Source organism: Pseudomonas sp. ATCC 13867, from assembly GCF_000349845.1.
GTDB lineage: Bacteria > Pseudomonadota > Gammaproteobacteria > Pseudomonadales > Pseudomonadaceae > Pseudomonas.
Genome location: NC_020829.1, coordinates 5202470 through 5228414 on the forward strand (window position 1 = coordinate 5202470; position 25945 = coordinate 5228414).

Consider the following 25945-nt stretch of genomic DNA (forward strand, 5'->3'; position numbering starts at 1 on the left):
ACTCCTGTCCTGCAAGGTCCAACTGCCTTGCAGGGCGCTCGACTCGAAAGGAATACCCATGAAAAATTTTGCCCTGATCGGTGCCGCCGGCTACATTGCCCCCCGCCACATGCGCGCCATCAAGGACACCGGCAACGTGCTGGTTTCTGCTTACGACATTAACGACTCGGTCGGCATCATCGACAGCATTTCGCCGCAAAGTGAATTTTTTACCGAGTTTGAGCGTTTTCTTGAGCATGCCCACCGCATCAAACGCGATCCGGCAACTGCGCTTGATTACGTTTCGATCTGTACACCCAATTATCTGCACCATGCCCATATCGCCGCAGGCCTGCGTCTAGGCTGTGATGTGATTTGCGAAAAACCCCTGGTTCCAACGCCTGAAATCCTGGATGAACTGGCGTTGATCGAGCAAGAAACCGGCAAGCGCGTCTACAACATTCTGCAACTGCGCCACCACCAGGCGATTCTCGACCTGAAGGACAAGGTAGCCCGCGAAAACGCCAGCCATAAGTACGATGTGGAGCTGACTTACATCACCAGTCGTGGCAAGTGGTACATGGAGAGCTGGAAAGGCGACCCGCGCAAATCCTTCGGCGTCGCAACCAATATCGGCGTGCACTTCTACGATATGTTGCACTTCATCTTCGGCAAGTTGCAGCGCAACGTGGTGCACTTCACCGCCGAGAACAAGGCCGCCGGCTATCTCGAATACGAAAAGGCCCGGGTCCGCTGGTTCCTGTCTATCGATGCCAATGATCTGCCTGTCTCGGTAAAAGGAAAAAAGCCTACTTACCGCTCCATCACTGTCAATGGCGAGGAAATGGAGTTCTCGGAAGGCTTCACGGATCTGCATACTACCAGCTACCAGGAAATCCTCGCAGGACGAGGCTATGGCATTGAGGATGCGCGTCATTGCGTGGAGACCGTCAATACCATTCGTTCCTCCGCGATCGCTGGCGTACAGAACGATGAAGGCCATCCGTTCCTCAAGAACCTGAATCGCTGAGGTCCCCATGAGCTATCAGGTGCATCCTTCCGCCATCATCGATGACGGCGCGCAGATCGGCGATGGTTCGCGAGTCTGGCACTTCGTTCACGTTTGTAGCGGCGCACGCATTGGAAAGGGCGTCTCCCTTGGCCAGAACGTATTTGTTGGAAACAAGGTAGTGATTGGCGACCACTGTAAGGTGCAGAACAACGTTTCCGTCTATGACAACGTCACCCTCGAAGAGGGTGTGTTCTGCGGCCCAAGCATGGTTTTCACCAACGTCTACAACCCACGCTCTCTGATCGAGCGCAAGAGCCAATACCGAGACACCTTGGTGAAGCGCGGCGCCACTCTTGGCGCTAATTGCACCATCGTTTGTGGTGTGACCATTGGCGAGTTCGCCTTTATCGGGGCAGGCGCGGTGATCAACAAGGATGTACCTGCTTACGCCCTGATGGTCGGTGTACCGGCACGCCAAATCGGCTGGATGAGTGAATTTGGTGAGCAACTCGAGTTGCCACTTCATGGAGAGGGACAGGTGACCTGTCCGCACACAGGCTCACGCTATGTGTTGAGCGGCAATGGACTGAACAAATTGGATGCACAGTAAATGATCGAGTTCATCGACCTGAAGGCCCAGCAAGCCCGTATCAAGGACAAGATTGATGCGGGTATCCAGCGGGTTTTGGCTCATGGCCAATATATCCTAGGTCCGGAAGTTACGGAGTTAGAGGAAACGCTTGCCGTCTTTACTGGAGCCAAATACTGCATTACTTGTGCTAACGGCACTGATGCTCTGCAGATTGCACAGATGGCTCTGGGGATCGGCCCTGGCGATGAAGTCATTACTCCTGGGTTCACTTATATAGCCACAGCAGAAACCGTGGCTCTTTTAGGTGCAAAGCCTGTCTACGTGGATATAGACCCGCGCACATACAACCTTGACCCCAATCTTCTGGAATCTGCCATTACTCCGCGCACCAAGGCGATTGTCCCGGTATCGCTATATGGTCAGTGTGCGGACTTCGATGCAATCAATGCCATCGCTGCTAAACATGGAATTCCAGTAATCGAAGATGCGGCGCAGAGCTTCGGGGCAACCTATAAGGGAAAGCGCTCTTGCAACCTCAGTACCATCGCCTGCACCAGCTTCTTCCCCAGCAAACCGTTGGGTTGCTACGGCGACGGTGGAGCGATCTTCACCAATGACGATGAGTTGGCAAAAGTCATACGCCAGATCGCCCGTCATGGTCAGGATCGTCGTTACCACCACATTCGCGTGGGCGTAAATAGCAGATTGGATACTTTGCAGGCTGCTATTTTGCTACCCAAACTGGAGATTCTTGCTGAAGAGATTGACCTGCGCAATCAGGTCGCCCAGAAGTACAGCGAGGCATACCCTCCCTACCGTTTTGAAGCTGGGAGCTCAGGCAAACAGCAAGACTCAGTTATTTGGGGAGCCTATATAGAAGCACACAATATAAGTGCATGGGCACAGTACACCGTTCAGGTTGACGATCGCGATAGCGTACAGCAACGCCTACGAGAAGCAGGTATACCAACAGCGGTGCACTATCCTATCCCTCTGAATCAGCAACCGGCAGTAGCGGATACAACAGCACGGTTACCTATTGGGGACGAAATGGCGAAAAGGGTAATGAGCCTACCTATGCATCCCTACATAGGTGAGGCAGTAATTCGAAAGATCATTCAGGCGTTGGCAGGGTGAGCAGCGTCACCCTGTACTCTTTTGCCCAAGGAATGATAGTGGTATAGCCAGATGCGATGTGAGATTCATTTTTTCCGCTGGTCCGCATGGAGAAAAAGAAACTCTCTTGGCAAGAGTTTAAGCAATAACCGCATTGGATGTGCAATGAGTTCCACCAATGAATAAGTACTGGAGAAGCGTTGTATCGGTGCTTACCGGCACTGCTGTGGCACAGGCAATACCTGTGCTCGGGGCATTGATTATTACCCGTCTTTTCGCGCCAGCCGAATTTGGTATTTTTTCCGCCTGGCTGGGATTGGTAATGCTGTTGGTCGTGTTTCTGACTTTTCGTTTTGAGATGACACTTGCGATTGAGGAGGACGGCCAACCACGCCGCCTTGCGGTCGCGGCCACACTTATCACTACAACTCTTGTCAGTGCCATAGTGGCAGCCTCTTTACTAATAGGGGCTATTTTATTTCCCAACCTACTAACTAAATACCCATCAACACTTGTATCCACGTGTCTGCCTACTGCTTTTCTATTTGCAGCAAGTAACCTCTGGCAGGCTTGGGCTGCAGCCGAAGGGGAATACCGAAAACTCTCTTACATGCGAATTATTCAAACCGGGTTAATCACACTATTTCAGATCGGAGCTGGTGTGTGGTTTTCCAACTCAGCCGCCCTGGTGATTTCCCAGCTTCTAGGGCTATTTTTTTCGCTTGCCCTGGCAATATACATAATTCCGCTGAGTAACCTACCCAAAAAATCTGAACTACTAGCCTATACTATTAATTTCTGGAAGAAATACCGCAGGTTCCCAATATTCTCTCTGCCCGCAAGCTTTATAAACACAGCAGCCATTCAGCTACCAGTCTTAATTGTTGCAGGAAGATTTGGCAGCGATATAGCAGGGCTACTAGCAATGACAATTAAAGTACTTGGCGCACCAATAGGCCTACTTGGAAAGTCGGTGCTTGATGTTTTTGTTCGGCATGCTGCCAGCAGCTACCGCGAGCGCGGGGAGTGCCGAGAAGAGTACATCAAAACTTTTTACGCATTAACTTTAGGCTCTCTTGCTTTTTGTTTCATCATGGCGCTCTCAGGCGAGAATTTATTTATATTAGCATTTGGCCAAGAGTGGAGCCACGCAGGAAAAATTGCAGTCTGGCTACTTCCGATGTTTGCATTGCGATTTATAGCAAGCCCATTGAGTTATATGGTTTATATAGCAGACAAGCAGCATCTTGACCTGATATGGCAAATAGGCTTGCTCGGCGTCACACTGGCCTGTCTAGCGTGGATCTCAGAGTACAAGCTTGCACTCCAAGCATATAGCATCAGCTATGCTGCACTGTATCTTATATATCTCGCCATGTCTTATCGTTTCAGCCAGGGGCGGCGAGGATAGTATTTCTGCGCATTCTCAGCCAACTACAAACATATCTATCCATTAACTAGTTATTTCTTATCTATAGTTTACGCCTGGAGTCTCCATGAAAATCTTAACAATTCTGGGTGCGCGCCCTCAGTTTATTAAAGCAGGATCGGTAAGCCGTGAAATAATCAAACAAGCATCATCCGGCGCGGATATTGAAGAGATTATAGTTCATACCGGCCAGCATTATGACGCAAATATGAGCGACATTTTCTTCAGCGAAATGAAAATCCCTAAGCCTGCATATCATCTTGGAATTGGCGGCAATACGCATGGAGCCATGACCGGAAAAATGATTGAGGGTGTGGAAAAAATCTTACTTGAAGAGACCCCAGACTGGGTCATGGTATATGGCGATACCAACTCCACACTAGCAGGCGCCGTCGCAGCTTCTAAATTAAAGATCAAGATTGCACATATTGAAGCAGGCCTCCGGAGTTACAACATGAACATGCCGGAGGAGATCAATAGAATATTGACTGACCGGATCAGCTCAAAGCTATTCTGCCCAACTAGGGTTGCGTATGAAAACCTACAAAAAGAAGGAATTGACAGTTGGTGTAGCGGAGCGAAAGCATCAATCTCCGGCGATGTTATGTTGGATGGCGCAATATTCTACCGAAATTTATCTTGCAAACCTGCAGAAGTCCAACTTTCAGAAGAATATGCATTATGCACTTTGCACCGGGCCGAAAATACTGACGACTTGGACAGACTCAAGAGCATAGTTTCCGCATTAAAATCAATCGCCTCAAAAATGCAGATAGTACTACCGTTGCATCCAAGGACAAAAAAGATCATCGCCACTGCCGGAATCGACACAGCAGGGCTAACTCTTATAGAGCCGCTAGGATATCTGAATATGATATGGCTAATCGATAATTGCCATGTCGTCATGACAGATAGTGGCGGCTTACAGAAAGAGGCCTACTTCTTTAACAAGCCATGCATTACCTTACGTGATGAAACCGAGTGGGTAGAAACAGTTGAGACGGGGTGGAATCGACTGGTTGGGGCTTCAACAGAAAACATAGAAAATGCATTCTTTGACTTTTCGAGAGCCCTCCCACCTCAAAAGGCAGACTTATACGGTAAAGGCGAAGCCAGCCAATATATAGTCAACGAGATGCTACGCAACCATTAATCATCTAGACTGTACATAGTTCAGAAACATAGTTTTTTCCATGCGAGGATGGCGGGTTGAATAAAGATAAAATCGTTGTATTGACTACAGTTCACTCTCGCGAAGACACAAGGGTGTTCCACAAACAAGCGCGTGATCTAGGCAAACAGCCCCAATTCGATGTTACAGTGGTAGTTGCGGACGGGCACGGGGGCGAAGAGAGAAGCGAGTACAACATCGTTGACCTTGGAAAACCTAACAACCGATTCTTAAGATTTCTAGTTGGTGGTTTCAAAGCTTATCGCACCGCCAAAAGCCTCTCTCCGAAAGTAGTTCACTTCCATGACCCCGAACTTATGCTTGTCGCTTGTGCTTTATCCATGAGCGGAATTCGTATTATTTTTGACGTGCATGAAAATGTACCAGAGGACATCAAAGATAAATACTGGATCCCTAGATTTTTGCGCTCAACCATCTCATCCGCTTATGTTTTTCTTGAAAAACTATGTCTCCCCTTCTTCCACAGGGTCTTTGCCGCAACACCAGACATAATGTCACGCTACCCTTCTGACAAAGCTGTTCTGGTGCAAAACTATCCATCCCTAAGCGAATTCGATTTTTCAGCCTCCGCCCCTTCCAGCACGGGCAATAACTATATTGTATATCTAGGAGCCATAACTAAAATCCGGGGCATCGACAACATTGTTCGTGCTCTCAACCTCATTAATACTGAGAAAGATCATGTGAGGTTCTGCTTAGCGGGGTTCTTTCAGGAAAGTGGTCATCTGGAAGAGTTAAGCTTAGAAGAAGGCTGGCGTCATGTAGATTTCATCGGCCCAGTGAAGAGGCATGATGTCCCACGTCTCTTATCCGAAGCGCGCTGCGGGCTGGTTACCTTTTTACCGGCTAACAACCATATAAATGCCCAACCGAATAAGCTTTTTGAATATATGGCCGCCGGAATTCCCCTAATAGCTTCGGACTTCAGGCTATGGCGTGAAATAGTCAAAAAATATGACTGTGGCATATTAGTCGATCCAGAATCGCCAGAACACATTGCCAATGCGGTGCTTGAGATTTTAGAAAACCCTCAACGAAGCACTGAAATGGGTGCCAATGGAAAGAGAGCAGTCTTTGACGTCCTGAACTGGGAGGTCGAGTCAAAAAAAATGATCCAGACTTATCGCTCTTTACTTCAGGAATGTGGCAATGTCGCTCCGTGATTGCACAGGAATTTTAATTAAGCTTTTACTGCTATACGCTTATCTTTTCCTAGTTTACGCACTATATCGCTACGTAGTCGTTGATTTTGGCCTTTATTTTTCGGCGGGCTATCAAAACTCTACGCCGATACTTACCATAACCTGCGTTTGGCTGGGGGCTTCTTCTGTATTGCTACTAGGCCAATATAACTCCATCAACTCGATATACAAACTCTTCTCGCTCTTATTTTTGTTATTGGTGTGCGCACCAGCAACTCTACTTGGCTTCATGGTGAAAAATATTATATTTTCATCTGAAATGCTTTTCATACTTTCCACTATCTCCTTAATTCTCTCTTTATACTCCCACTGGCCAACGATAAAAATTAAAATTCCATTTTCTCTTTCTGATTGGTGGTGGCTTTTTCCTGGATCCGTTTTACTCTGCTTTGTCCTCTATCTCTCAGTATTTTACAAGGGAGAGATTAGCCTCGTCGGGATAGACGAGGTATACGCAAAAAGAGCTCTGGCCAAAGAGTACTCCGCCCCCCTTCTGAACTACCTTACAGGCTGGGTATATGGATTTGCCTCGCCAGTCCTACTGGTTTTCGGCCTACTAAGAAGGCAGTACCTATTGGCACTAGTCGGCCTGCTGGGATTTTCCCTAATATATATGGCAGCAGGTCACAAAACAGCACTTATAGCACCTGCTCTTATTATTTTCTTCTATAAATTTGGCAATCGACTATCAGCACTGAAACTCATCGGACTGGCCGTAGCAGGACTTTCCCTTATCTTGGCTATTGACCTCACATCAGGACAAGGAAGGATTACACCATATACGTTCGACCGAATGGTAGTTGCCCCTTCCGTCCTGAGTCTTTACTACATGGAGTATTTTTCTCTTAACAATCTCATGTATCTATCCTATGGCGTCCTAAAGTATTTTTTCGAAAACCCTTATGGCATCCAGCCTCCAGAGTTAATTGGAAATTATTATTTCGATGGCGACTGGGCGAATGTGAATTTCATTGGCGATGGCTATGCAAACTTTGGTAGCCTGGGTTGTTTTCTTTACTTTTTCATTATTTTGATCATGATTAAGATCTGTGATGGCCTGGTGGCCAGCATGCCCATAAATGTCAGACTTTCGATTTTCATCCCAACAATTTTCTATCTTTTAAACTCAAGCCCATTGACTATTTTATTAACCGGCGGATTATTGCCTTTACTGCTTTACTTATTCCTTTGGCAACCGCAGTTGGTAAGAAAATCCGCGTAGGGAGAGAGCATGGCTCTGGTGTCCATCATCATGCCAGCATATAACTCTGTTAGTTATATCGGAATGGCTATAGACTCTGTCATAAATCAGGAAATTTCCGACTGGGAATTAATAATTGTCGATGACTGCTCCAGCGACGGCACCTACGGCTTTATACATGAGCGATATAGCAGTGAGTCTCGAATAAAACTACATCGACTCGACAAGAATAGCGGCAGCCCTGCAGCACCTAGGAATTTTGGATTAAAACAGGCTCTAGGACGATATATTGCATTCCTGGATGCAGATGACTTGTGGCGACCGGATAAATTAAGCCAGCAACTGTATTGCATGACCAAGAATGGCGCCGCAATATCCTGTACAGCATATAGTGTTATCGATATTAACGGCGAGAGAGTTGGTAGTTTTTACCCTCCAGAGCGTAACAATTACTCAGGCCTACTCAAGGGAAATACAATAGGGTGCCTCACGCTGATGTATGATAGGAATGCCTTCGGGGAACTTCGCTTCCCTAAATGCGGGCATGAGGATTATGCTCTATGGCTTTCGATGCTACGAACTGGGAATATTGTTATAGGCATACAGGAAGAACTAGCTGATTACCGCATCGTCTCAGGCTCTGTATCGTCCAACAAGCTCAGGATGCTGTCTTTCTTCTGGAATATCTACCATAATATGGAAAAATTCTCTCTGATACGCTCTGCCTTCTATTGCCTTAGATATGCAATGCTAAACTCTAGAAAGTACCACTGACATCTTGCACCAACACTTTTATCGAGCGTATCTGTGTGAATAAAATAAAAATCCTTGTTACTGGGGCCTCCGGTTTTATCGGGAGTGCTCTAACGAACTATTTGCTGGAACAGGGACATGAGCTCAGAGCAATAGGGCGTAGCAAGCCCCGCACTGTTTTGAATTTCTTTCATGGCGAGCTGTCTAATATCGAGCTTCTGAACACGGCACTTCAGGGGGTGGACTGTGTTATCCACCTTGCAGGGCGGGCTCACCAACTGCGTGACGAAGCTCGTGATCCATTGGCCAGCTTCAGGAGGGTTAACCTCGACCTTTCTGTCATTCTTGCCCGGCAAGCGGCAAAGGCAGGAGTTCGTCGCTTCGTGTTCATGAGTTCGATTGGCGTCAATGGTGCTACGACGAGTGCTGAGCCGTTCGTTGAAAACACGGCCCCCGCTCCACATTCAGATTATGCGCAATCTAAACTTGAAGCCGAGCAGGCACTGCAATTGGTGGCAGCCGAGTACAGCATGGAGCTGACCATCATTCGCCCTCCCCTGGTCTATGCTGGGCACGCGCCTGGTAACTTCGCCCGATTGCTGCGAATTGTTAAGATGGGCTTACCGCTGCCATTTAGCGCCCTGAACAACCAGCGTAGCATGATCGCCTTGGACAATCTGGTTGACTTAATCGCTACATGCGTGGTGCATCCGGCGGCGGCGGGGGAGCTTTTCCTGGCAGCGGATGGTGATGATCTCTCTACTGCGGAGCTGGTTCATACTCTGGCAGAGGGGATGGGCCGCCGAGCACGACTATTCCCCCTGCCAGTGCGCTTGCTCTCAATAGGGGCTACCCTCCTTGGTAAGCGCGCCATGTATACACAGCTGTGTGATTCGTTGCGCGTCGACGCCTCGAAGGCGCGAAATCTGCTTGGGTGGCAGCCCCAAAAGTCGGCGCGCCAGGCGCTGCTGGAGGCTGGGGGGGAGTACTCTCGTCGTTACAGCCGCTAGAGAGCGATGCGGGTTGTAAGGCCCGGAGAGCGAGGTAGAGTGTTGACCATGGATCAGCCTCTGCCGGGTTTCTAAATGGATTGGACTCAATGGGTGCTTGATGATTCGCTTTTTTGATTTCGTTTTTTCTCTACTGGGACTAATTGTCGGCTCTCCGATTTTGCTAGTTATTTATGTACTTGGCTTACTGGATACTGGTTCGCCAGTATTTATACAAGAGCGCGTCGGTCGGGCCAAAAAACCTTTTACCCTCATTAAATTCAGAACCATGAAGGTGGATACTGCTTCTGTTGCCAGCCATCTCGCATCAGTTTCCTCCATTACGAAGCTGGGAGGCTTTCTGCGCAAGACCAAGCTCGATGAGCTGCCGCAATTGTGGAACGTGCTGAAGGGTGACATGAGCCTTGTCGGGCCGCGACCTAATTTATTTAATCAGGATGAATTGATTGCCGAGCGTGAAGCCTTGGGCATCTATGCCGTCCGGCCCGGCATTACCGGCCTGGCCCAGATAAACGAGATCGACATGTCTACTCCGAAGCTGTTGGCGGAAACCGATGCTAGAATGATCCGCGAAATGTCCTTGCGGAATTATTTCAGCTTCATCATTCAAACGGTTGTTGGAAAAGGCGCTGGCGACCGTGTGCGACATTAAAATCCATATAATTATATAAGATATCGTCATGCTGGGATTAGTTGACTCAATACGCACGCGCTTGCTTCGGATGCCTCGTCGCCACAAGCGCATCCTCCAGGTCACTGTCGATATCTTCCTGGTCTGGATCGCCCTGTGGCTGGCTTTCGTCGTTCGACTGGGCGAATTCAATGCCGTTCGCCCCTTCAACGGCCACGGATGGTTGTTCATCAGTGCGCCGCTGATCGCCTTGCCGCTCTTCATCCGCTTCGGCATGTACCGGGCGGTGATGCGCTACCTGGGTAACGATGCGTTGGTCGCCATTGTCAAAGCTGTTTCGCTTTCGGCGCTGCTGCTGTCCCTGGCGATCTATTGGTACCGTGGAAGTCCGGTGGTCGTACCGCGCTCGATGGTGTTCAACTACTGGTGGCTGAGCCTCGTGCTGCTCGGCGGCTTACGCCTGGCGATGCGCCAGTTCTTCATGGGGAGCTGGTTCGACCCACGGACAAGAACCGATGTCGCTCGCGGTGACGGACGCATACGCGTGGCCATTTATGGCGCCGGCGCTGCGGGCAACCAGTTGGTGGCGGCCTTGCGCATGGGCCGCACCCTGTTGCCGGTAGCATTCATCGATGACGATTCGTCCATTGCCGGGCGGGTCATTTCCGGGTTGCAGGTATACAAGCCCAAGCATATCGCGCAGTTGATCGATGAGACCGCGGCGAGCGAGGTGTTGCTGGCCATTCCGTCGGCGTCCCGTGGGCGTCGCCGCGAAATGCTGGGAATGCTCGAAGCCTATCCGCTGCATGTCCGCTCGGTACCGGGGGTCACGGACCTTGCCAGCGGCAAGGTCAAGGTCGACGACCTGCAGGAAGTCGATATTGCCGACCTGCTCGGACGCGATGCCGTGCCGCCGCAACAGGCGTTGTTCGAGCGCTGCATCAAGCAGCAGTCGGTACTGGTGACAGGAGCCGGTGGCTCTATCGGTTCGGAGTTGTGCAGGCAGATTCTTTCTTCCGGTGCTCGGGTGCTGATTCTGTTCGAGCATTCCGAGTTCAATCTCTACAGCATTCACAGCGAACTGGAGCGCCGCATCGTTCGTGAATCGCTGAAGATCCAGTTAGTGCCGATACTCGGCTCGATCCGCAATCCGGTGCGACTGCACGATGTACTGCGGACCTGGCAGGTGAATACCGTTTATCACGCGGCGGCCTACAAGCATGTGCCGATGGTGGAGCACAACATCGCCGAGGGTGTGCTGAACAACTTGCTGGGCACCCTGTATACCGCGCAGTCGGCGATCAAGGCTGGTGTGGCGAATTTCGTGCTGATCTCGACCGACAAGGCGGTGCGGCCGACCAACGTCATGGGCAGCACCAAGCGGCTGGCGGAAATGGTGCTGCAGGCGCTGAGCCGGGAAGCTGCACCGGCCTTGTACGGAGACGATAGTGTTCACCAGGTGAACAAGACCCGCTTCACCATGGTGCGTTTCGGCAATGTACTGGGGTCTTCCGGCTCGGTGATTCCGCTGTTCCGCGAACAGATCAAGCGCGGTGGCCCGCTCACGGTCACTCACCCGAATATCACACGTTACTTCATGACCATTCCGGAGGCTGCGCAACTGGTCATTCAGGCAGGGTCCATGGGACAGGGCGGCGACGTGTTCGTGCTCGACATGGGTTGCTCCGTGAAGATCGTCGACCTGGCAGAGAAGATGATCAGGTTGTCGGGGCTTAGCGTGCGCTCCGAGTCCAACCCCCACGGGGATATCTGCATCGAGTTTTCCGGGTTGCGCCCGGGAGAGAAACTCTACGAAGAGCTTCTGATTGGCGACAACGTACAGCCGACCGAGCATCCCATGATCATGCGTGCCGATGAGGAATATCTTTCCTGGGATGTGCTCAAGGAGCGCCTGGGAGCATTGCTCAAGGCTGTCGATTCGGACGATTTCGTGCAGGTTCGGCAACTGCTACGTGAAACCGTCAGCGGTTATGTGCCGGATGGGGACATCGTCGATCACATCTATATCCAACGTCGCACGGACGTGTGAGGCGCAGCGGCGACTGGCAATGTCCCGCTCCTGAGCCTCACCAGTTGCGCCCAGGGCCTTCGTGTTTCCTCCCGTGCACCGTGTCCTGCAGGAGTGAACCCGCAAGGCAAGAGGCGCCAGACGGCTCGCGGGCAAGCTCTCTCCAAGAGATCAAGAGCCACGGATAGTGAACAACCTATCCAAGCGTACTCTTTCGGACTATGGTCAGCCTTGACAAATAACAACACCAGCCCTCTGGTTGGTGTTGAGTAGATGTGCAGGAGCTTCGCTTCGAAGAGAGGTATGGTCGGCTCCAGAAACAGAAAAACGACTATGAGCGGTACTACTGTTCACTTAACGAACTGTGTGCCGAAGTGCGCCATGAGCGGATATTCGTCAGCCGAGGGAACGAGGTCTTTCGTAGGAGCGAGCTCGCTCGCGAACCGCCTAGCACCGTGCCTTGCAAGTTTTCGAGAAAACCCATCCATTCAGGGCTCGGGGCACCTCGCTCGGGCGAAAGAATACATAGGCGGTAATGCCGTTCACTCATCTGCTTCTTAAGTGAAGCACATTAGGTTATGAGCCAAGAAATTAATTGACTATCTACTTCCCCTTGACGCAGAGTCAAAAATCTGAGCATAGATTGCCAACTCACTATCCCCAGTAACGGTATATAGACCATTAAGAAGAACAATATGAATCATGTGATAGAAAGCATTAAATTTGGCCTTCTCAGTTCCGTACGTATACACACTCAGGTCATACATGCTTGCACCACCGACCGAATAGAGTGGAAGAACCTTCTTCAATGATTTCAGATTTTCATCAAAATAGTAACAAGCTGACGCCCTATCTGAATAAGGACTAGACTTACACCAATCATAGAGACCTATGAGCGTAAACATTAATCCATTAAGAGTATATGGAGTAATTTCAGCTGGATACTCCTCTAGCCACATGTACCGACCAAGGCCATCTCCAAGCTCGGCGAGAGTAGTTCTAACTCCACCGTTTTCCTTCTTAACTTTAAGAAACGCGAACGCTTTTGCCGCACCTTTTGCGTATCTCTCGTCCCCAGTAGTATTCCATGCCCTAACATATGCGCTGATGGCACTGCCTTGGCCGAGCGCGGAAACCCAGCCTGGTTTAAACTCCGGCATTGGCCATATGCGGAAGGAGTAATCATAACGAAATGCACCGTCATCACTCTGCAGCTCAATTAGCTTATCGGCAGCCACTTTGATCTTCTTAGCCGCCGACATGTCTCCATTGATGACTATAGAATGCTCACGAAGGATAAACTGTGACAACGTGACAGGGTTGTAATGATACGTCCGCTGACTTTCTCCTGGCTTCTCATATGAAACCATCGGCATCCCGAAACTATCGAACTTGAAGGTCGGTGATGAGTACGAGGCCTTAAGAACATCCATATTAAAATATTTACCACTAGGGCTATATCTAACCGCATACTTCGCCGGCTCATATTTTGCGGACTGGTATGAGTCAAACATCCGCAATGAATCCGCTTCATGCCCGAACGTCAACGGGGGAAGAGACGCTGCGCTCACATCATGAACGACCAGCATTGAGATAAGCCCTAACCAAATTGCGCGCATGCGACCTCCATTCTAAACAGGGGACGCATAGTATCATCTAGCCACCAACATCGTTTTGAATCTGGTACTGGCAGAGCCGGTTTGGCCTACCGTCGCTCAATTGCACGTCATCGTGCTGCCGTTATTGCGGGGCAAGAACACAGAAGCCTCACCCTTCGCCAGATATAGAGAAGGGTGAGATGGATATGCGTGTCGGTAGGCAGTTCCAGGGCAGCAGCGCTTCGTAATCCTCGGAGCGCTGTGCCATTGACGGACGTTCAAAGGGTGCAGCGCAGCCAGGCATAAGGCTCCTGTCCGTTGGCCCTTGGTGGTTTCAATCAGGGTGTAGAGTTGTGCACTGGTTGTGTCGCCCTTGGGAATGCCGCTGAGCGGCCAGCTCTTGTTCTCGATCACGAAGGGGTGGATGGCATTCCCGGCATGGTTGTCATCGATGGGCAGATGCCCGCCTTCGACGTAGCGCCCCAATCGACTCCAGTTGTCGCCAAGTAGCTCAGCGCCTTGCCCAGAACGGTCCTCCCGACAACCTGCGGCTCATATCCAACCAAGCCTTGAGTTGATCCAGCAGCGGCAGACCATGTTGCCGGCGAGCAATCAGGCGTTCGCAGTCGACGGTCTCTTTCAGATCGCGTTCGATGCCATAGAGTTTGTTAGTCAGGTTCCGTTCCATATCGGCACGGCTAGTTGTCTTGCCCTTGGGTTGTACCTCTTACGCCTCGGCAAACTCGTGCCGAGTGTGGGCCCAGAAAGCCAGGCGTTCGATCTCCGCATGCGCGGCAACGGTGTTGTAGCCAGCATAGTCGCCAATCGGCAGGTGACCACAATAGCTGGCGAGCAGGCGCAACAGCACCTCCTGCGCGGTGGCTGTAGTCGAACAGTTATTGTAGAGCGCATAAACCGCACCTGCGTTGTCCGCCGCAGCGCGAACTGCATTACACCCGACCCAAACGCCTTGCCCCTTCCCAATCTCTTCCGCTCCACCCAGAATGCAGGGGTATCCCTCATCCAGGTCCGGCCCATGACCCTCCTCATAACCGGCAGCGCCGGCTTCATCGGTGCCAATTTCGTGCTGGACTGGTTCGCCAACCATGACGAACCAGTGGTCAGTCTCGATAAGCTGACCTACGCCGGCAACCTGCAGAACCTCGCAAGCCTGGAAGGAAACCCACACCACACCTTCGTGCACGGCGATATCGGTGATGCTGCACTGGTAAATCGTCTTCTCGCCGAGTACCGACCGCGGGCCGTGATCAACTTCGCTGCGGAATCGCACGTCGATCGCTCGATCCATGGACCGGAGGACTTCATCCAGACGAACATCGTCGGGACGTTCCACCTGCTTGAGTCGGTGCGCGGCTACTGGGGAACTCTCGGTGCGCCGGAGAAATCCGGCTTCCGCTTCCTGCATGTTTCCACTGATGAGGTCTACGGCTCGCTCGCCCCCACTGCGCCCGCCTTCACCGAACAACACCCCTATCAGCCCAACAGCCCCTATTCCGCATCCAAGGCGGCCTCCGACCATCTGGTCCGCGCCTATCACCACACCTACGGCCTGCCGGTACTGACCACCAACTGCTCGAACAACTACGGGCCATTCCACTTTCCGGAGAAGCTGATCCCTCTGGTGATCCGCAATGCCCTGGCCGGAGAGACGCTGCCAATCTACGGCGACGGCCAGCAGATTCGCGATTGGCTGTACGTCAGGGACCACTGCAGTGCCATTCGCCGTGTATTGGATGCCGGACAAGTGGGCGAGACTTACAACGTTGGCGGCTGGAACGAGAAGTCCAACCTGGATGTGGTGTACCGAATCTGCGATACGCTCGACCAGGAAGCCCCGCGCAGCGATGGCCGCAGCTACCGCGAGCAGATCCGCTTCGTCAAGGACCGCCCCGGCCATGATCGTCGCTACGCCATCGACGCTACTCGGCTGGAACGGGAGCTGGGCTGGAAACCTGCGGAAACCTTCGAGAGCGGTATTGCCAAGACCGTCCGCTGGTACCTGGACAACCAGGACTGGGTAGAAAACGTGGCCAGCGGGGCCTACCGTGAATGGCTGAACAAGCAGTACAGGTGACCGACATCCTGATCCTCGGCGCCAATGGCCAGGTCGGCTGGGAGCTGCAGCGCGCCATCGCCCCCTTGGGGCGGCTGATCGTCTGTGATCGCCGGCGTGGCGATCTGGAAGACCTGGCGGGCCTGCGCGCCCTGATAAACGCAGAACGCCCCTCGATCATCCTGAACGCGGCCGCCTATACCGCAGTGGATAAGGCCGAATCTGACAGCACCCGTGCGCATCTAGTGAATGCCGAAGCCGTCGGCCTGCTGGCAGAACTGGCCGCCGATCTGGACGCCTGGCTCGTGCACTACTCCACCGACTATGTATTTGACGGCAGCGGCAGCCAGCCCTTTCGCGAGGTCGATCCGACCGGACCACTCAACGTTTACGGGCGGACCAAGCTGGAAGGTGAGCAGGCGATTATCGCCAGCGGTTGCCGCCATCTGATCTTCCGTACCAGTTGGGTCTACGCCGCACGCGGTGCGAACTTCGCCAGGACCATGCTGCGCCTGGCAGCGGATCGCGAGGAGTTGCGCGTGATTGCCGATCAGGTCGGCGCACCGACCAGCGCCGAGTTGATCGCCGACGTCACTGCTCAGGTGCTTGCACAGTTACGCCATCGCGCTGACGCCCGATCGCTCGCCGGCCTCTATCACCTGTCCGCAGCTGGCGAGATCAGTTGGCATGGCTACGCGCGCTTCGTGATCGAGCAGGCCATTGGCCTGGGGTTGCCACTTCGTACCTCGCCAGCGCAGGTTCTGCCGATCTCGACCCAGGAGTACCCGCTGCCGGCAACGCGCCCCCACAACTCTCGACTCGATACCCGCAAGCTGCGGGAGACGTTCGGTCTGACCCTGCCTGCCTGGGAAACTCACATGAAGCGGATGCTGATCGAACTGGCAGGAGAAAAATCCGCATGAAGCGGAAGGGCATCATCCTCGCCGGCGGCGCCGGCACCCGGCTGCATCCCGCCACGCTCTCAGTGTCCAAGCAGTTGTTGCCGGTCTACGACAAACCGATGGTCTACTACCCACTCAGCACCCTGATGCTGGCAGGTATCAGGGAAATACTGATCATCACGACTCCCCAGGATGCGTCCCAATTCAAGCATCTACTTGGCAGCGGCAAGCAATGGGGCATCGAACTGCAGTACGCCGTACAACCCTCACCGGACGGTCTGGCTCAGGCGTTCCTGATCGGCGAGCAGTTTCTGGGCGACAGCCTGAGCGCCCTGGTGCTGGGCGACAACATCTACCACGGTCACGACCTGCAGGAACTCCTTACCAACGCCACGCAACGGGTAAGCGGCGCGACCGTCTTCGCCTACCACGTACATGACCCCGAACGTTACGGCGTCGTGGAGTTCGATACCTGTGGCAAGGCCATCAGTCTCGAAGAAAAGCCGGCACGGCCCAAATCCAATTACGCGGTGACGGGGCTGTATTTCTACGACCAGCGTGTCATCGAAATCGCCAAGAGCCTCCGCCCCTCGGCACGCGGCGAACTGGAAATCACCGATATCAATCGCATCTACCTGGAGCAAAACGATCTGTCGGTGGAAATCATGGGCCGCGGCTATGCTTGGCTGGACACCGGCACCCATGAGTCGCTGCTCGACGCCAGCCAGTTCATTGCCACCCTGGAGAACCGGCAAGGGCTCAAAGTCGCGTGTCCGGAGGAGATTGCCTTCCGCCAGGGCTGGATCAGCCCCGAAGACTTGCAACGCCTGGCTGCACCACTCTCCAGGAGCGGCTACGGCCTGTATCTCCAACGCCTTCTGACGCAAACGGTCTACCGATGAAAGCCACCCCGTTGACTATCCCCGATGTTCTAGTGATCGAACCTCAAGTCTTCGGTGACAGCCGTGGCTTCTTCTTCGAAAGCTACAACCAGCAGAAATTCGAACAGGCGATCGCCCGCCAGATCCATTTCGTGCAAGACAATCACTCGCGTTCGTCCCGCGGCGTGCTGCGCGGGCTGCACTACCAGATACAGCAGCCCCAGGGAAAACTGGTACGTGTCGTCCGAGGCGAGGTATTCGACGTCGCCGTGGACCTGCGCCGCAGTTCACCGACCTTCGGCCAGTGGGTCGGCCAGGTCCTCAGCGAAGAGAACAAGCTGCAGATGTGGATTCCCGAGGGATTCGCCCACGGTTTCCTGGTGCTCAGCGAAAGCGCCGAGTTTCTCTACAAGACCACGGACTTCTGGGCGCCGGAGCATGAGCGCTGCATCGCCTGGAACGATCCGGAGCTTGCCATCGACTGGCCTCTCGACGCAGAGCCGGCGCTGTCCGGGAAGGACCGCGAAGGGCTCCGTCTGGCGGCTGCCGAACTCTTCGACTGAAACATCCAGGGCGAGGCGAGCATCGAGGGGTATCCATACCGGCCAGGCAAAGCGGGCCGGTTCGCATGATGCAGCCCGCCGGCCTTGATCGGTGTAGCATCCACAGCGAACACGCCCCATACGATGTATGCCGACTTGAACCATCACCTCACACGCTGGCGCTCGCTGGCCCTTCTCGCCTTACTGCTGGCGCCGCTGCTCTGGCCCCTCCACCACTTCGCCGAGCGTTACTACAGCGAACAACTGGCCGAGCAGAACCAGCAGACCCTCGACCTGTACGTCGCCAACCTGCTCGGCACCCTGCGCCGTTACGAGGACCTGCCGCCGATCCTCGGCGAGCTGCCAACTCTTCGCGCCGCGCTGCAGGCGCCTGATAGCGTCACCGCACAGAACGCCGCCAACTCCGAACTGCAACGCATCCGCGGGCGTACCGGGGCGGACGTCATTTATCTGATACAGGCGGACGGCATGACCCACGCCGCCTCCAACTGGGATCAGCCGGACAGTTTTGTCGGCCGCAACTTCGCCTTTCGTCCCTACTACAAGGAGGCGGCTCAAGGTCAGCAAGGGCGTTTCTTCGGCCTGGGCACCACCTCCAAGCGACGCGGTTACTACTTCGCCAGCGACGTGCGCGAAGGCGGAAAGCTGCTGGGCGTGCTGGTGGTAAAGGTCGACCTGGAACACATGGAGCAGCTCTGGGGCAACACGCCGGAGCAATTGCTGGTCATGGACTCCAACGGCGTGGTCATCCTGTCTTCCAGCGACGCGTGGCGTTTCCATACCGCGAAGGAGCTATCGCCTGCCAAGCAGCGCGAAATCGCCGAGAACATTCCTTATCCGGTGCTCCACCCGGCACCGTTGAAGATCAACCAGCGCCGCTGGATCAGCCAGAGTCGCCTTCTGCCGGAAACCGGCTGGACAGTGAGCATCTATACCCCCCGCACCCAGGTGGACGGCCCGGTGCGCAGCGTCGTGCTGATCGGCGCAGCCACCCTCGTCGCGCTGCTCCTGCTGCTGTCGCTGCTGACCATCAGCCGCCGCCACTACCTGGAGCGCATCGAGCTGGAAGAACAGGCCAAGCACGAACTGGAGCTGCGCGTACAGGAACGCACCCAGGAACTGGAAGACGCCAACACCCGCTTGCAGGAAGAGGTCAGCAACCGCGAACAGGCGCAACGCGAGCTGATGCACGCCCAGGATGAAGTCGTACAGGCCGGCAAGCTGACCGCCCTGGGCACCATGTCCGCCAGCATCAGCCACGAGCTCAACCAGCCGCTGGCGGCGATCCGCAGCTATGCCGACAACGCCCGCGTGCTGCTCGACCATGAACGCTACGACGATGCACGCGGCAACCTGCAGCAGATCGGCGAACTGACCGGGCGCATGGCCTCGATCATCGGCCATCTCAAGGCCTATGCCCGTGGCGCACGGCGCGCGCCGGAGAACGTCGCGCTGCAACCGGCGATCAACGATGCCCTGGCGCTGGTCGCGCCGCGCCGGCAAGCGATGAACGTCGAGCTACTGCGCGATCTGCCAGATGCGGCGATCTGGGTACAGGCCGGCGAGACCCGGCTACGACAGGTTCTTTCCAACCTGCTCTCCAACGCCCTCGACGCGCTCACCGAAAAGGCACCGCCGCGCCGCATCTGGCTGACCGCCGAGCAGACGCCGGAGCGCATCATCCTGTCGCTGCGCGACAACGGCCCCGGTTTCTCCGAGCAGGCGCTGGCCCATGCTCGCGAACCCTTCTTTACCACCAAGACCAGTGCCAAGGGCCTCGGCCTCGGCCTGGCCATCTGCGACACCTTGTTACGTACTCTCGGTGGGCATCTGGAATTGGGCAATCACCCCGAAGGCGGCGCTCTCGTACAATTGCACCTGTTGCCGGGCATTCCCGGCGTGACTTCGACGCCGCAAGAGGAAACCCGCGCATGAGTTCGACAGCGCCCTTCGACTCCACCACCCAGGTGCTGTTGATCGACGACGACCCCCACTTGCGCCAGGCGCTGTGCCAGACCCTCGACCTGGCCGGCTTCAAGGTCGTCGCCCTGGCCGATGCGCGCCAACTCGATACGCAGCAGGCACGGGACTGGCCCGGCGTGATCGTCAGCGATATCCGCATGCCCGGCATCGACGGCCTGCAACTGCTGGAGCAGTTGCACGCGCAGGACGCCGAGCTGCCGGTGATCCTGGTTACCGGCCACGGCGACGTCCCGCTGGCGGTCAAGGCCATGCGCTCGGGTGCCTACGACTTCCTGGAAAAACCTTTCCCCAGCGATGCATTGCTCGACAGCGTACGCCGTGCCCTCGATGTGCGCCGGCTGGTGCTGGAGAACCGCAGCCTGCGCCTGGCGCTGTCCGAACAGAAGGAATTGCGCGGCCGCCTGGTTGGCCAGTCAGCACCGATGCAGCGCTTGCAGCAGCAGGTCGCCTCGCTGGCGGCGATCCAGGCCGACGTGCTCATCCTCGGCGAAACCGGTTCGGGCAAGGAAGTGGTTGCCCGTGCCCTGCACGACCTGTCGAGCCGGCGCGACGGTCCCTTCGTTGCCATCAATGCCGGCGCGCTGGCCGAGTCGGTGGTGGAAAGCGAGCTGTTCGGCCATGAGCAAGGCGCCTTCACCGGCGCGCAGAAACGGCGCATCGGCAAGTTCGAATACGCCAACGGCGGCACCTTGTTCCTCGATGAGATCGAGAGCATGAGCCTGGACGTGCAGGTCAAGCTGCTGCGCCTGCTGCAGGAGCGCACCGTCGAGCGCCTGGGCTCCAACCAGCTCATTGCGCTGGACATCCGTATCATCGCGGCGACCAAGGAGGACCTGCGCCTGGCCTCCGATGAGGGCCGTTTCCGCGCCGACCTTTATTACCGCCTGAACGTCGCCAGCCTGCGCATCCCGCCGCTGCGCGAGCGGGGCGACGACATCCTCCTGCTGTTCCAGCACTTCGTCGAACGCGGAGCCCAACGACATGGCCTGACAGCGCGCGCCCTGGACTCCGCACAACGCGCACAACTGCTCGCCCACGGCTGGCCGGGCAACGTACGGGAGTTGCAGAACGCCGCGGAGCGTTACGCACTGGGACTGGACCTGGGGTTGGACGAAGGCGGCGCCCAAGGAGCGCCAGCCATCGCCGACGGAGGGCTGAACGAACAGGTGGAAGCCTTCGAGCGCTCGCTGATCGCCGCGGAGATGGGCCGCCCGCACAACTCGCTGCGCAGCCTTGCCGAAGCCCTGGGCGTGCCGCGCAAGACCCTGCACGACAAGCTGCGCAAACACGGGCTGCTGTTCTCCGGCAGTGGCGGAAATTCCGCCGACGATGGCGACAACTGAGCAAGAATCCGCCTATCTGGTTAACCACTTCATCACGCAGAGCCCGGAAGCCGGGGCTACGGCGTGCTGGCACAGCCCTTGCTCTTCATTTATCCAGTGCGCGTTGCGCATTGCTTCGTGCCGCACCCGCTTGCGGCACGCCCTCCGGGCCACGAACCCGGCGGTGTCCTTCAGGCTTCTTGCCATCTCGCGCCTGCGATTCGACAGGCGCATCGCCGGGTGCAGTGATCCTGCCCCGGCCAATTTTCCCTCCTCGCAGCTTCGTTCAGGACTTTCCTACATAACGGTCTTGTGCCTCCCTGTATCTGCAAATCAAGCGCAACGGCGCGTCCTGCGCGGGCCTGCGAATTCGACTGCCATGCTGCGGTCATGAAACCACGCTCAAATCTTCACGAAATCCCCTCTAAATCGGGCGCTAATGCAAAACCTCTCCTATGGTTTATGCGGGGTGGGCAGAGCAGGAAGTACTGCCCAATACATTGGATAGCAAGCTATTGACCTGAATCAGGAGTGCACCGCCAAGACGGGCGCTAAATAGCCTCACTCTCCAACTTCCTATAGGGAGATTCTTAAATGTCGCAAGAAAGCAGCCAAAAATTGAAACTCGGCGCGCTGACGGCCCTGGTGGTTGGTTCCATGATCGGCGGGGGCATTTTCTCCCTTCCGCAAAACATGGCCGCCAGTGCGGACGTCGGCGCTATCCTCATCGGCTGGGCCATCACCGCGGTCGGGATGCTGACCCTGGCATTCGTCTTCCAGACCCTCGCCAACCGCAAACCTGAACTCGACGGCGGCGTGTACGCCTACGCCAAGGCCGGCTTCGGCGACTACATGGGCTTCTCCTCGGCCTGGGGTTACTGGATCAGCGCCTGGCTCGGCAACGTCGGTTACTTCATGTTGCTGTTCAGCACCCTGGGCTACTTCTTCCCGATCTTCGGCAAGGGCGACACGCTGGCCGCGATCATCGGCGCTTCGGTGCTGCTGTGGGCCCTGCACTTCCTGGTACTGCGCGGGATCAAGGAAGCGGCGTTCATCAACACCGTCACGACCGTCGCCAAGATCGTGCCGCTGTTCCTATTCATCCTGATCTGCGTGTTCGCCTTCAAACTGGACATCTTCACCGCCGACATCTGGGGCTCGAGCAATCCGGAGCTGGGCAGCGTGATGAACCAGGTGCGCAACATGATGCTGGTCACCGTCTGGGTGTTCATCGGCATCGAAGGCGCGAGCATCTTCTCCTCCCGTGCGGAAAAGCGTTCGGACGTCGGTAAGGCCACGGTCATCGGCTTCATCACCGTGCTGCTCCTGCTGGTACTGGTGAACGTACTGTCGATGGGCGTAATGACCCAGCCGGAACTGGCCAAGCTGCAGAACCCGTCGATGGCGCTGGTACTGGAGCACATCGTCGGGCACTGGGGTGCCGTCCTGATCAGCGTCGGTCTGCTGATCTCCCTGCTGGGTGCCCTGCTCTCCTGGGTCCTGCTCTGCGCCGAGATCATGTTCGCCGCGGCCAAGGACCACACCATGCCCGAGTTCCTGCGCCGCGAGAACGCCAACCAGGTACCGGCCAACGCCCTGTGGCTGACCAACATCTGCGTACAGGTCTTCCTGGTCATCGTGTTCTTCACCTCGGGCAGCTCCGACGGGATGGACCCGTACACCCGGATGCTGCTGCTGGCCACCTCGATGATCCTGGTGCCGTACTTCTGGTCCGCCGCCTACGCACTGCTGCTGACCGTGAAGGGCGAGACCTACGACAAGGACCCGGGCGATCGCGGCAAGGACCTGATCATCGCCGCCATCTCGGTCATCTACGCCATCTGGCTGATCTATGCCGGTGGCCTGAAATACCTGCTGCTGTCGGCGCTGCTGTATGCGCCGGGGGTCATCCTCTTCGCTATCGCGAAACGTGAAGTGGGCCAACCCATCTTCACCAATGTCGAGAAGCTGATTTTCGCAATCGTTGCAATCGGATTCCTGATCGCAGCTTACGGCCTCTACGACGGCTTCCTCTCTCTGTAACTCCTGGAGACATCTCATGAGCACGGAAAAAACCAAACTTGGCGTTCATTCTGAAGCTGGCAAACTGCGCAAAGTGATGGTCTGCTCGCCTGGACTCGCCCACCAACGCCTGACCCCGAGCAACTGCGACGAGTTGCTGTTCGACGACGTAATCTGGGTGAACCAGGCCAAGCGCGACCATTTCGACTTCGTCACCAAGATGCGTGAGCGCGGTATCGACGTCCTGGAAATGCACAATCTGCTGACCGAGACCGTCCAGAATCCCGAGGCCCTGAAGTGGATCCTCGACCGCAAGATCACCAACGACAGCGTCGGCCTGGGCCTGACCCAGGAGCTGCGTAGCTGGCTGGAAGGCCTGGAGCCGCGCAAGCTGGCCGAGTTCCTCATCGGTGGCGTGGCCTCTGACGATATCCCTGACAGCGAAGGCGCCAAGGCGCTGAAGATGTACCGCGACTACCTGGGCCACTCCAGCTTCCTGCTGCCGCCGCTGCCCAACACCCAGTTCACCCGCGACACCACCTGCTGGATCTACGGCGGCGTGACCCTGAACCCGATGTACTGGCCGGCGCGACGTCAGGAAACCCTGCTGGCCACCGCCATCTACAAGTTCCACCCGGAATTCACCAACGCCGAATTCGAAATCTGGTACGGCGATCCGGACAAGGACCACGGCATGTCCACCCTGGAAGGTGGCGACGTGATGCCAATCGGCAACGGCGTCGTCCTGATCGGCATGGGTGAACGCAGCTCCCGCCAAGCCATCGGCCAGGTTGCCCAGGCACTGTTCGCCAAGGGCGCGGCCGAGAAAGTCATCGTTGCCGGCCTGCCCAAGTCCCGCGCCGCGATGCACCTGGACACCGTATTCACCTTCTGCGACCGCGACCTGGTCACCGTCTTCCCGGAAGTGGTGAAGGAGATCGTTCCCTTCGTCCTGCGTCCGGACGAGAAGAGCCCCTACGGCCTCAATGTCCAGCGCGAAGACAAGGACTTCCTCACCGTCGTCGCCGAATCGCTGGGCCTGAAGAAACTGCGCGTCGTGGAAACCGGCGGCAACAGCTTCGCCGCCGAGCGCGAGCAGTGGGACGACGGCAACAACGTGGTCTGCCTGGAGCCGGGCGTGGTGGTCGGTTATGACCGCAACACCTACACCAACACCCTGCTGCGCAAGGCTGGCGTGGAAGTGGTCACCATCAGCGCCGGCGAACTGGGCCGGGGCCGTGGCGGCGGTCACTGCATGACCTGCCCGATCATCCGCGACCCGATCGACTACTGATTACCCAACAGAGCGCACATACCTCACACGGCGGCCCGAACAGGGCCGCCTGCCTTGCCAACCACAAACGGCACTGACGAGGCAGAGACTTCCATCCCACAAGGAGAACGATCATGGCTTTCAACATGCACAACCGTAACCTGCTCAGCCTGATGCACCACAGCACCCGCGAGCTGCGTTATCTCCTGGATCTGTCCCGCGACCTCAAGCGCGCCAAGTACACCGGCACCGAGCAGCAACACCTCAAAGGCAACAACATTGCGCTGATCTTCGAGAAAACCTCGACCCGCACCCGTTGCGCCTTCGAAGTGGCCGCCTATGACCAGGGCGCCAACGTCACCTACATCGACCCGAACTCCTCGCAGATCGGCCACAAGGAGTCCATGAAGGACACCGCCCGCGTACTCGGCCGCATGTACGACGCCATCGAGTACCGTGGCTTCAAGCAGGAAATCGTCGAGGAACTGGCCAAGTTCGCCGGCGTCCCGGTGTTCAACGGCCTAACCGATGAATACCACCCGACCCAGATGCTGGCTGACGTGCTGACCATGCGCGAGCACAGCGACAAGCCGCTGCACGACATCGCCTACGCCTACCTGGGCGACGCCCGCAACAACATGGGTAACTCCCTGCTGCTGATCGGCGCCAAGCTCGGCATGGACGTGCGCATCGCAGCTCCCAAGGAACTCTGGCCGACCGACGAACACGTCGCCGCCTGCAAGAAGTTCGCCGAAGAAAGCGGCGCGAAGATCACCATCACCGAAGACCCGAAAGTCGCGGTCAAGGGCGTGGATTTCATCCACACCGACGTCTGGGTATCGATGGGTGAGCCGGTCGAAGCCTGGGGCGAGCGCATCAAGGAACTGCTGCCCTACCAGGTCAACATGGACATGATGAAGGCCGCCGGCAACCCGCGCGTGAAGTTCATGCACTGCCTGCCCGCCTTCCACAACAGCGAAACCAAGGTCGGCAAGCAGATCGCCGAACAGTACCCGAACCTGAAGAACGGCATCGAAGTCACCGATGACGTCTTCGAGTCCCCGTACAACATCGCCTTCGAGCAAGCGGAAAACCGCATGCACACCATCAAGGCGATCCTCGTTTCGACCCTCGCCGACATGTAATGCCGGACAGCCCCGGACCGCGACGACGTCGCCGGT

21 protein-coding genes and 1 pseudogene are annotated in these 25945 nt (G+C 55.8%); 20 read left to right on the top strand and 2 right to left on the bottom strand.

Translation table 11 applies throughout. The features are described 5' to 3' along the window. Positions 1 to 58: 58 nt before the first annotated feature. The 11 genes from wbpB to H681_RS23355 all read left to right on the top strand — a co-directional run bounded on the left by wbpB (position 59) and on the right by H681_RS23355 (position 12167). Positions 59 to 1009 carry a UDP-N-acetyl-2-amino-2-deoxy-D-glucuronate oxidase gene (wbpB, locus tag H681_RS23325; RefSeq protein ID WP_015479359.1) on the top strand — a complete coding sequence of 317 codons (951 nt, stop codon included), beginning with the start codon at positions 59 to 61 and terminating at the stop codon, positions 1007 to 1009. A gap of 7 nt (positions 1010 to 1016) precedes the next feature. Then, a complete protein-coding gene (gene wbpD, locus H681_RS23330) occupies positions 1017 to 1601 on the top strand; it encodes a UDP-2-acetamido-3-amino-2,3-dideoxy-D-glucuronate N-acetyltransferase (protein WP_015479360.1) in 585 nt (194 codons plus the stop codon). Next, the gene (locus H681_RS23335) at positions 1602 to 2720 is read left to right on the top strand and encodes a DegT/DnrJ/EryC1/StrS family aminotransferase (RefSeq protein WP_015479361.1); all 1119 of its coding nucleotides are present in this window, start codon (positions 1602 to 1604) and stop codon (positions 2718 to 2720) included. Positions 2721 to 2877: 157 nt separating this feature from the next. After that, the gene (locus H681_RS26125; RefSeq protein ID WP_015479362.1) at positions 2878 to 4110 is read left to right on the top strand and encodes a lipopolysaccharide biosynthesis protein; all 1233 of its coding nucleotides are present in this window, start codon (positions 2878 to 2880) and stop codon (positions 4108 to 4110) included. Between the two features lie 85 nt (positions 4111 to 4195). Continuing rightward, entirely contained in the window at positions 4196 to 5281 is a 1086-nt protein-coding gene (gene wecB / locus H681_RS26130) for a non-hydrolyzing UDP-N-acetylglucosamine 2-epimerase (protein ID WP_015479363.1), read from the top strand. Positions 5282 to 5337: 56 nt separating this feature from the next. Then, positions 5338 to 6483 carry a glycosyltransferase family 4 protein gene (locus H681_RS26135; RefSeq protein WP_015479364.1) on the top strand — a complete coding sequence of 382 codons (1146 nt, stop codon included), beginning with the start codon at positions 5338 to 5340 and terminating at the stop codon, positions 6481 to 6483. After that, on the top strand, positions 6470 to 7744 hold the full coding sequence (locus H681_RS27000) for a hypothetical protein (protein WP_236620499.1): 1275 nt from the start codon (positions 6470 to 6472) through the stop codon (positions 7742 to 7744). The genes H681_RS26135 and H681_RS27000 overlap by 14 nt, the downstream gene beginning before the upstream one ends. A gap of 9 nt (positions 7745 to 7753) precedes the next feature. Further along, the gene (locus H681_RS26140; RefSeq protein ID WP_015479366.1) at positions 7754 to 8497 is read left to right on the top strand and encodes a glycosyltransferase family 2 protein; all 744 of its coding nucleotides are present in this window, start codon (positions 7754 to 7756) and stop codon (positions 8495 to 8497) included. Between the two features lie 35 nt (positions 8498 to 8532). Continuing rightward, the gene (locus tag H681_RS23345) at positions 8533 to 9486 is read left to right on the top strand and encodes a UDP-glucose 4-epimerase family protein (protein WP_330217868.1); all 954 of its coding nucleotides are present in this window, start codon (positions 8533 to 8535) and stop codon (positions 9484 to 9486) included. Between the two features lie 100 nt (positions 9487 to 9586). Next, positions 9587 to 10138, top strand: coding sequence for a sugar transferase (locus H681_RS23350; RefSeq protein ID WP_015479368.1), 552 nt, complete (start codon positions 9587 to 9589; stop codon positions 10136 to 10138). 28 nt (positions 10139 to 10166) lie between these two features. Beyond that, positions 10167 to 12167 (top strand): polysaccharide biosynthesis protein, encoded by a 2001-nt coding sequence (locus tag H681_RS23355; RefSeq protein WP_086009578.1) that lies wholly within the window; start codon positions 10167 to 10169, stop codon positions 12165 to 12167. Between the two features lie 578 nt (positions 12168 to 12745). Here the strand turns inward: H681_RS23355 and H681_RS26145 are convergent. Next, positions 12746 to 13765 carry a D-glucuronyl C5-epimerase family protein gene (locus H681_RS26145; RefSeq protein WP_080636257.1) on the bottom strand — a complete coding sequence of 340 codons (1020 nt, stop codon included), beginning with the start codon at positions 13763 to 13765 and terminating at the stop codon, positions 12746 to 12748. Positions 13766 to 13913: 148 nt separating this feature from the next. Further along, a pseudogene (locus H681_RS27005) lies at positions 13914 to 14633 on the bottom strand (IS66 family transposase); the annotation flags it as partial. 147 nt (positions 14634 to 14780) lie between these two features. Here H681_RS27005 and rfbB point away from each other — a divergent pair. The 9 genes from rfbB to H681_RS23410 all read left to right on the top strand — a co-directional run bounded on the left by rfbB (position 14781) and on the right by H681_RS23410 (position 25909). Continuing rightward, positions 14781 to 15839 carry a dTDP-glucose 4,6-dehydratase gene (rfbB, locus tag H681_RS23365; RefSeq protein WP_015479371.1) on the top strand — a complete coding sequence of 353 codons (1059 nt, stop codon included), beginning with the start codon at positions 14781 to 14783 and terminating at the stop codon, positions 15837 to 15839. Continuing rightward, a complete protein-coding gene (rfbD, locus tag H681_RS23370) occupies positions 15815 to 16741 on the top strand; it encodes a dTDP-4-dehydrorhamnose reductase (protein WP_041712244.1) in 927 nt (308 codons plus the stop codon). Before rfbB ends, rfbD begins: the two co-directional genes overlap by 25 nt. Beyond that, positions 16738 to 17622 (top strand): glucose-1-phosphate thymidylyltransferase RfbA, encoded by an 885-nt coding sequence (gene rfbA / locus H681_RS23375; RefSeq protein ID WP_015479373.1) that lies wholly within the window; start codon positions 16738 to 16740, stop codon positions 17620 to 17622. Before rfbD ends, rfbA begins: the two co-directional genes overlap by 4 nt. After that, complete coding sequence (gene rfbC / locus H681_RS23380) at positions 17619 to 18164, top strand: dTDP-4-dehydrorhamnose 3,5-epimerase (RefSeq protein WP_015479374.1); 546 nt, start codon at positions 17619 to 17621, stop codon at positions 18162 to 18164. Before rfbA ends, rfbC begins: the two co-directional genes overlap by 4 nt. Positions 18165 to 18287: 123 nt before the next feature. Further along, positions 18288 to 20099: a sensor histidine kinase gene (locus tag H681_RS23385; protein ID WP_015479375.1), complete on the top strand. Its 1812-nt coding sequence runs from the start codon at positions 18288 to 18290 to the stop codon at positions 20097 to 20099. Then, positions 20096 to 21490, top strand: a complete 1395-nt coding sequence (dctD, locus tag H681_RS23390; RefSeq protein WP_015479376.1) for a two-component system response regulator DctD — start codon at positions 20096 to 20098, stop codon at positions 21488 to 21490. The genes H681_RS23385 and dctD overlap by 4 nt, the downstream gene beginning before the upstream one ends. A gap of 573 nt (positions 21491 to 22063) precedes the next feature. Then, positions 22064 to 23512, top strand: a complete 1449-nt coding sequence (gene arcD / locus H681_RS23400) for an arginine-ornithine antiporter (RefSeq protein ID WP_015479377.1) — start codon at positions 22064 to 22066, stop codon at positions 23510 to 23512. Positions 23513 to 23528: 16 nt separating this feature from the next. Beyond that, positions 23529 to 24785 (top strand): arginine deiminase, encoded by a 1257-nt coding sequence (gene arcA / locus H681_RS23405; protein ID WP_015479378.1) that lies wholly within the window; start codon positions 23529 to 23531, stop codon positions 24783 to 24785. Positions 24786 to 24898: 113 nt separating this feature from the next. Next, positions 24899 to 25909 carry an ornithine carbamoyltransferase gene (locus H681_RS23410; RefSeq protein ID WP_015479379.1) on the top strand — a complete coding sequence of 337 codons (1011 nt, stop codon included), beginning with the start codon at positions 24899 to 24901 and terminating at the stop codon, positions 25907 to 25909. Positions 25910 to 25945 lie beyond the last annotated feature (36 nt).

Excerpts from the sequence above, each read along its gene's own strand:
- wbpB (WP_015479359.1), top strand. The coding sequence starts at position 59 with ATGAAAAATTTTGCCCTGATCGGTGCCGCCGGCTACATTGCCCCCCGC.
- wbpD (WP_015479360.1), top strand. The coding sequence starts at position 1,017 with ATGAGCTATCAGGTGCATCCTTCCGCCATCATCGATGACGGCGCGCAG.
- H681_RS23335 (WP_015479361.1), top strand. The coding sequence starts at position 1,602 with ATGATCGAGTTCATCGACCTGAAGGCCCAGCAAGCCCGTATCAAGGAC.
- H681_RS26125 (WP_015479362.1), top strand. The coding sequence starts at position 2,878 with ATGAATAAGTACTGGAGAAGCGTTGTATCGGTGCTTACCGGCACTGCT.
- wecB (WP_015479363.1), top strand. The coding sequence starts at position 4,196 with ATGAAAATCTTAACAATTCTGGGTGCGCGCCCTCAGTTTATTAAAGCA.
- H681_RS27000 (WP_236620499.1), top strand. The coding sequence starts at position 6,470 with ATGTCGCTCCGTGATTGCACAGGAATTTTAATTAAGCTTTTACTGCTA.
- H681_RS26140 (WP_015479366.1), top strand. The coding sequence starts at position 7,754 with ATGGCTCTGGTGTCCATCATCATGCCAGCATATAACTCTGTTAGTTAT.
- H681_RS23350 (WP_015479368.1), top strand. The coding sequence starts at position 9,587 with ATGATTCGCTTTTTTGATTTCGTTTTTTCTCTACTGGGACTAATTGTC.
- H681_RS23355 (WP_086009578.1), top strand. The coding sequence starts at position 10,167 with ATGCTGGGATTAGTTGACTCAATACGCACGCGCTTGCTTCGGATGCCT.
- H681_RS26145 (WP_080636257.1), bottom strand. The coding sequence starts at position 13,765 with ATGCGCGCAATTTGGTTAGGGCTTATCTCAATGCTGGTCGTTCATGAT.
- rfbB (WP_015479371.1), top strand. The coding sequence starts at position 14,781 with ATGACCCTCCTCATAACCGGCAGCGCCGGCTTCATCGGTGCCAATTTC.
- rfbD (WP_041712244.1), top strand. The coding sequence starts at position 15,815 with ATGGCTGAACAAGCAGTACAGGTGACCGACATCCTGATCCTCGGCGCC.
- rfbA (WP_015479373.1), top strand. The coding sequence starts at position 16,738 with ATGAAGCGGAAGGGCATCATCCTCGCCGGCGGCGCCGGCACCCGGCTG.
- rfbC (WP_015479374.1), top strand. The coding sequence starts at position 17,619 with ATGAAAGCCACCCCGTTGACTATCCCCGATGTTCTAGTGATCGAACCT.
- H681_RS23385 (WP_015479375.1), top strand. The coding sequence starts at position 18,288 with ATGTATGCCGACTTGAACCATCACCTCACACGCTGGCGCTCGCTGGCC.
- dctD (WP_015479376.1), top strand. The coding sequence starts at position 20,096 with ATGAGTTCGACAGCGCCCTTCGACTCCACCACCCAGGTGCTGTTGATC.
- arcD (WP_015479377.1), top strand. The coding sequence starts at position 22,064 with ATGTCGCAAGAAAGCAGCCAAAAATTGAAACTCGGCGCGCTGACGGCC.
- arcA (WP_015479378.1), top strand. The coding sequence starts at position 23,529 with ATGAGCACGGAAAAAACCAAACTTGGCGTTCATTCTGAAGCTGGCAAA.
- H681_RS23410 (WP_015479379.1), top strand. The coding sequence starts at position 24,899 with ATGGCTTTCAACATGCACAACCGTAACCTGCTCAGCCTGATGCACCAC.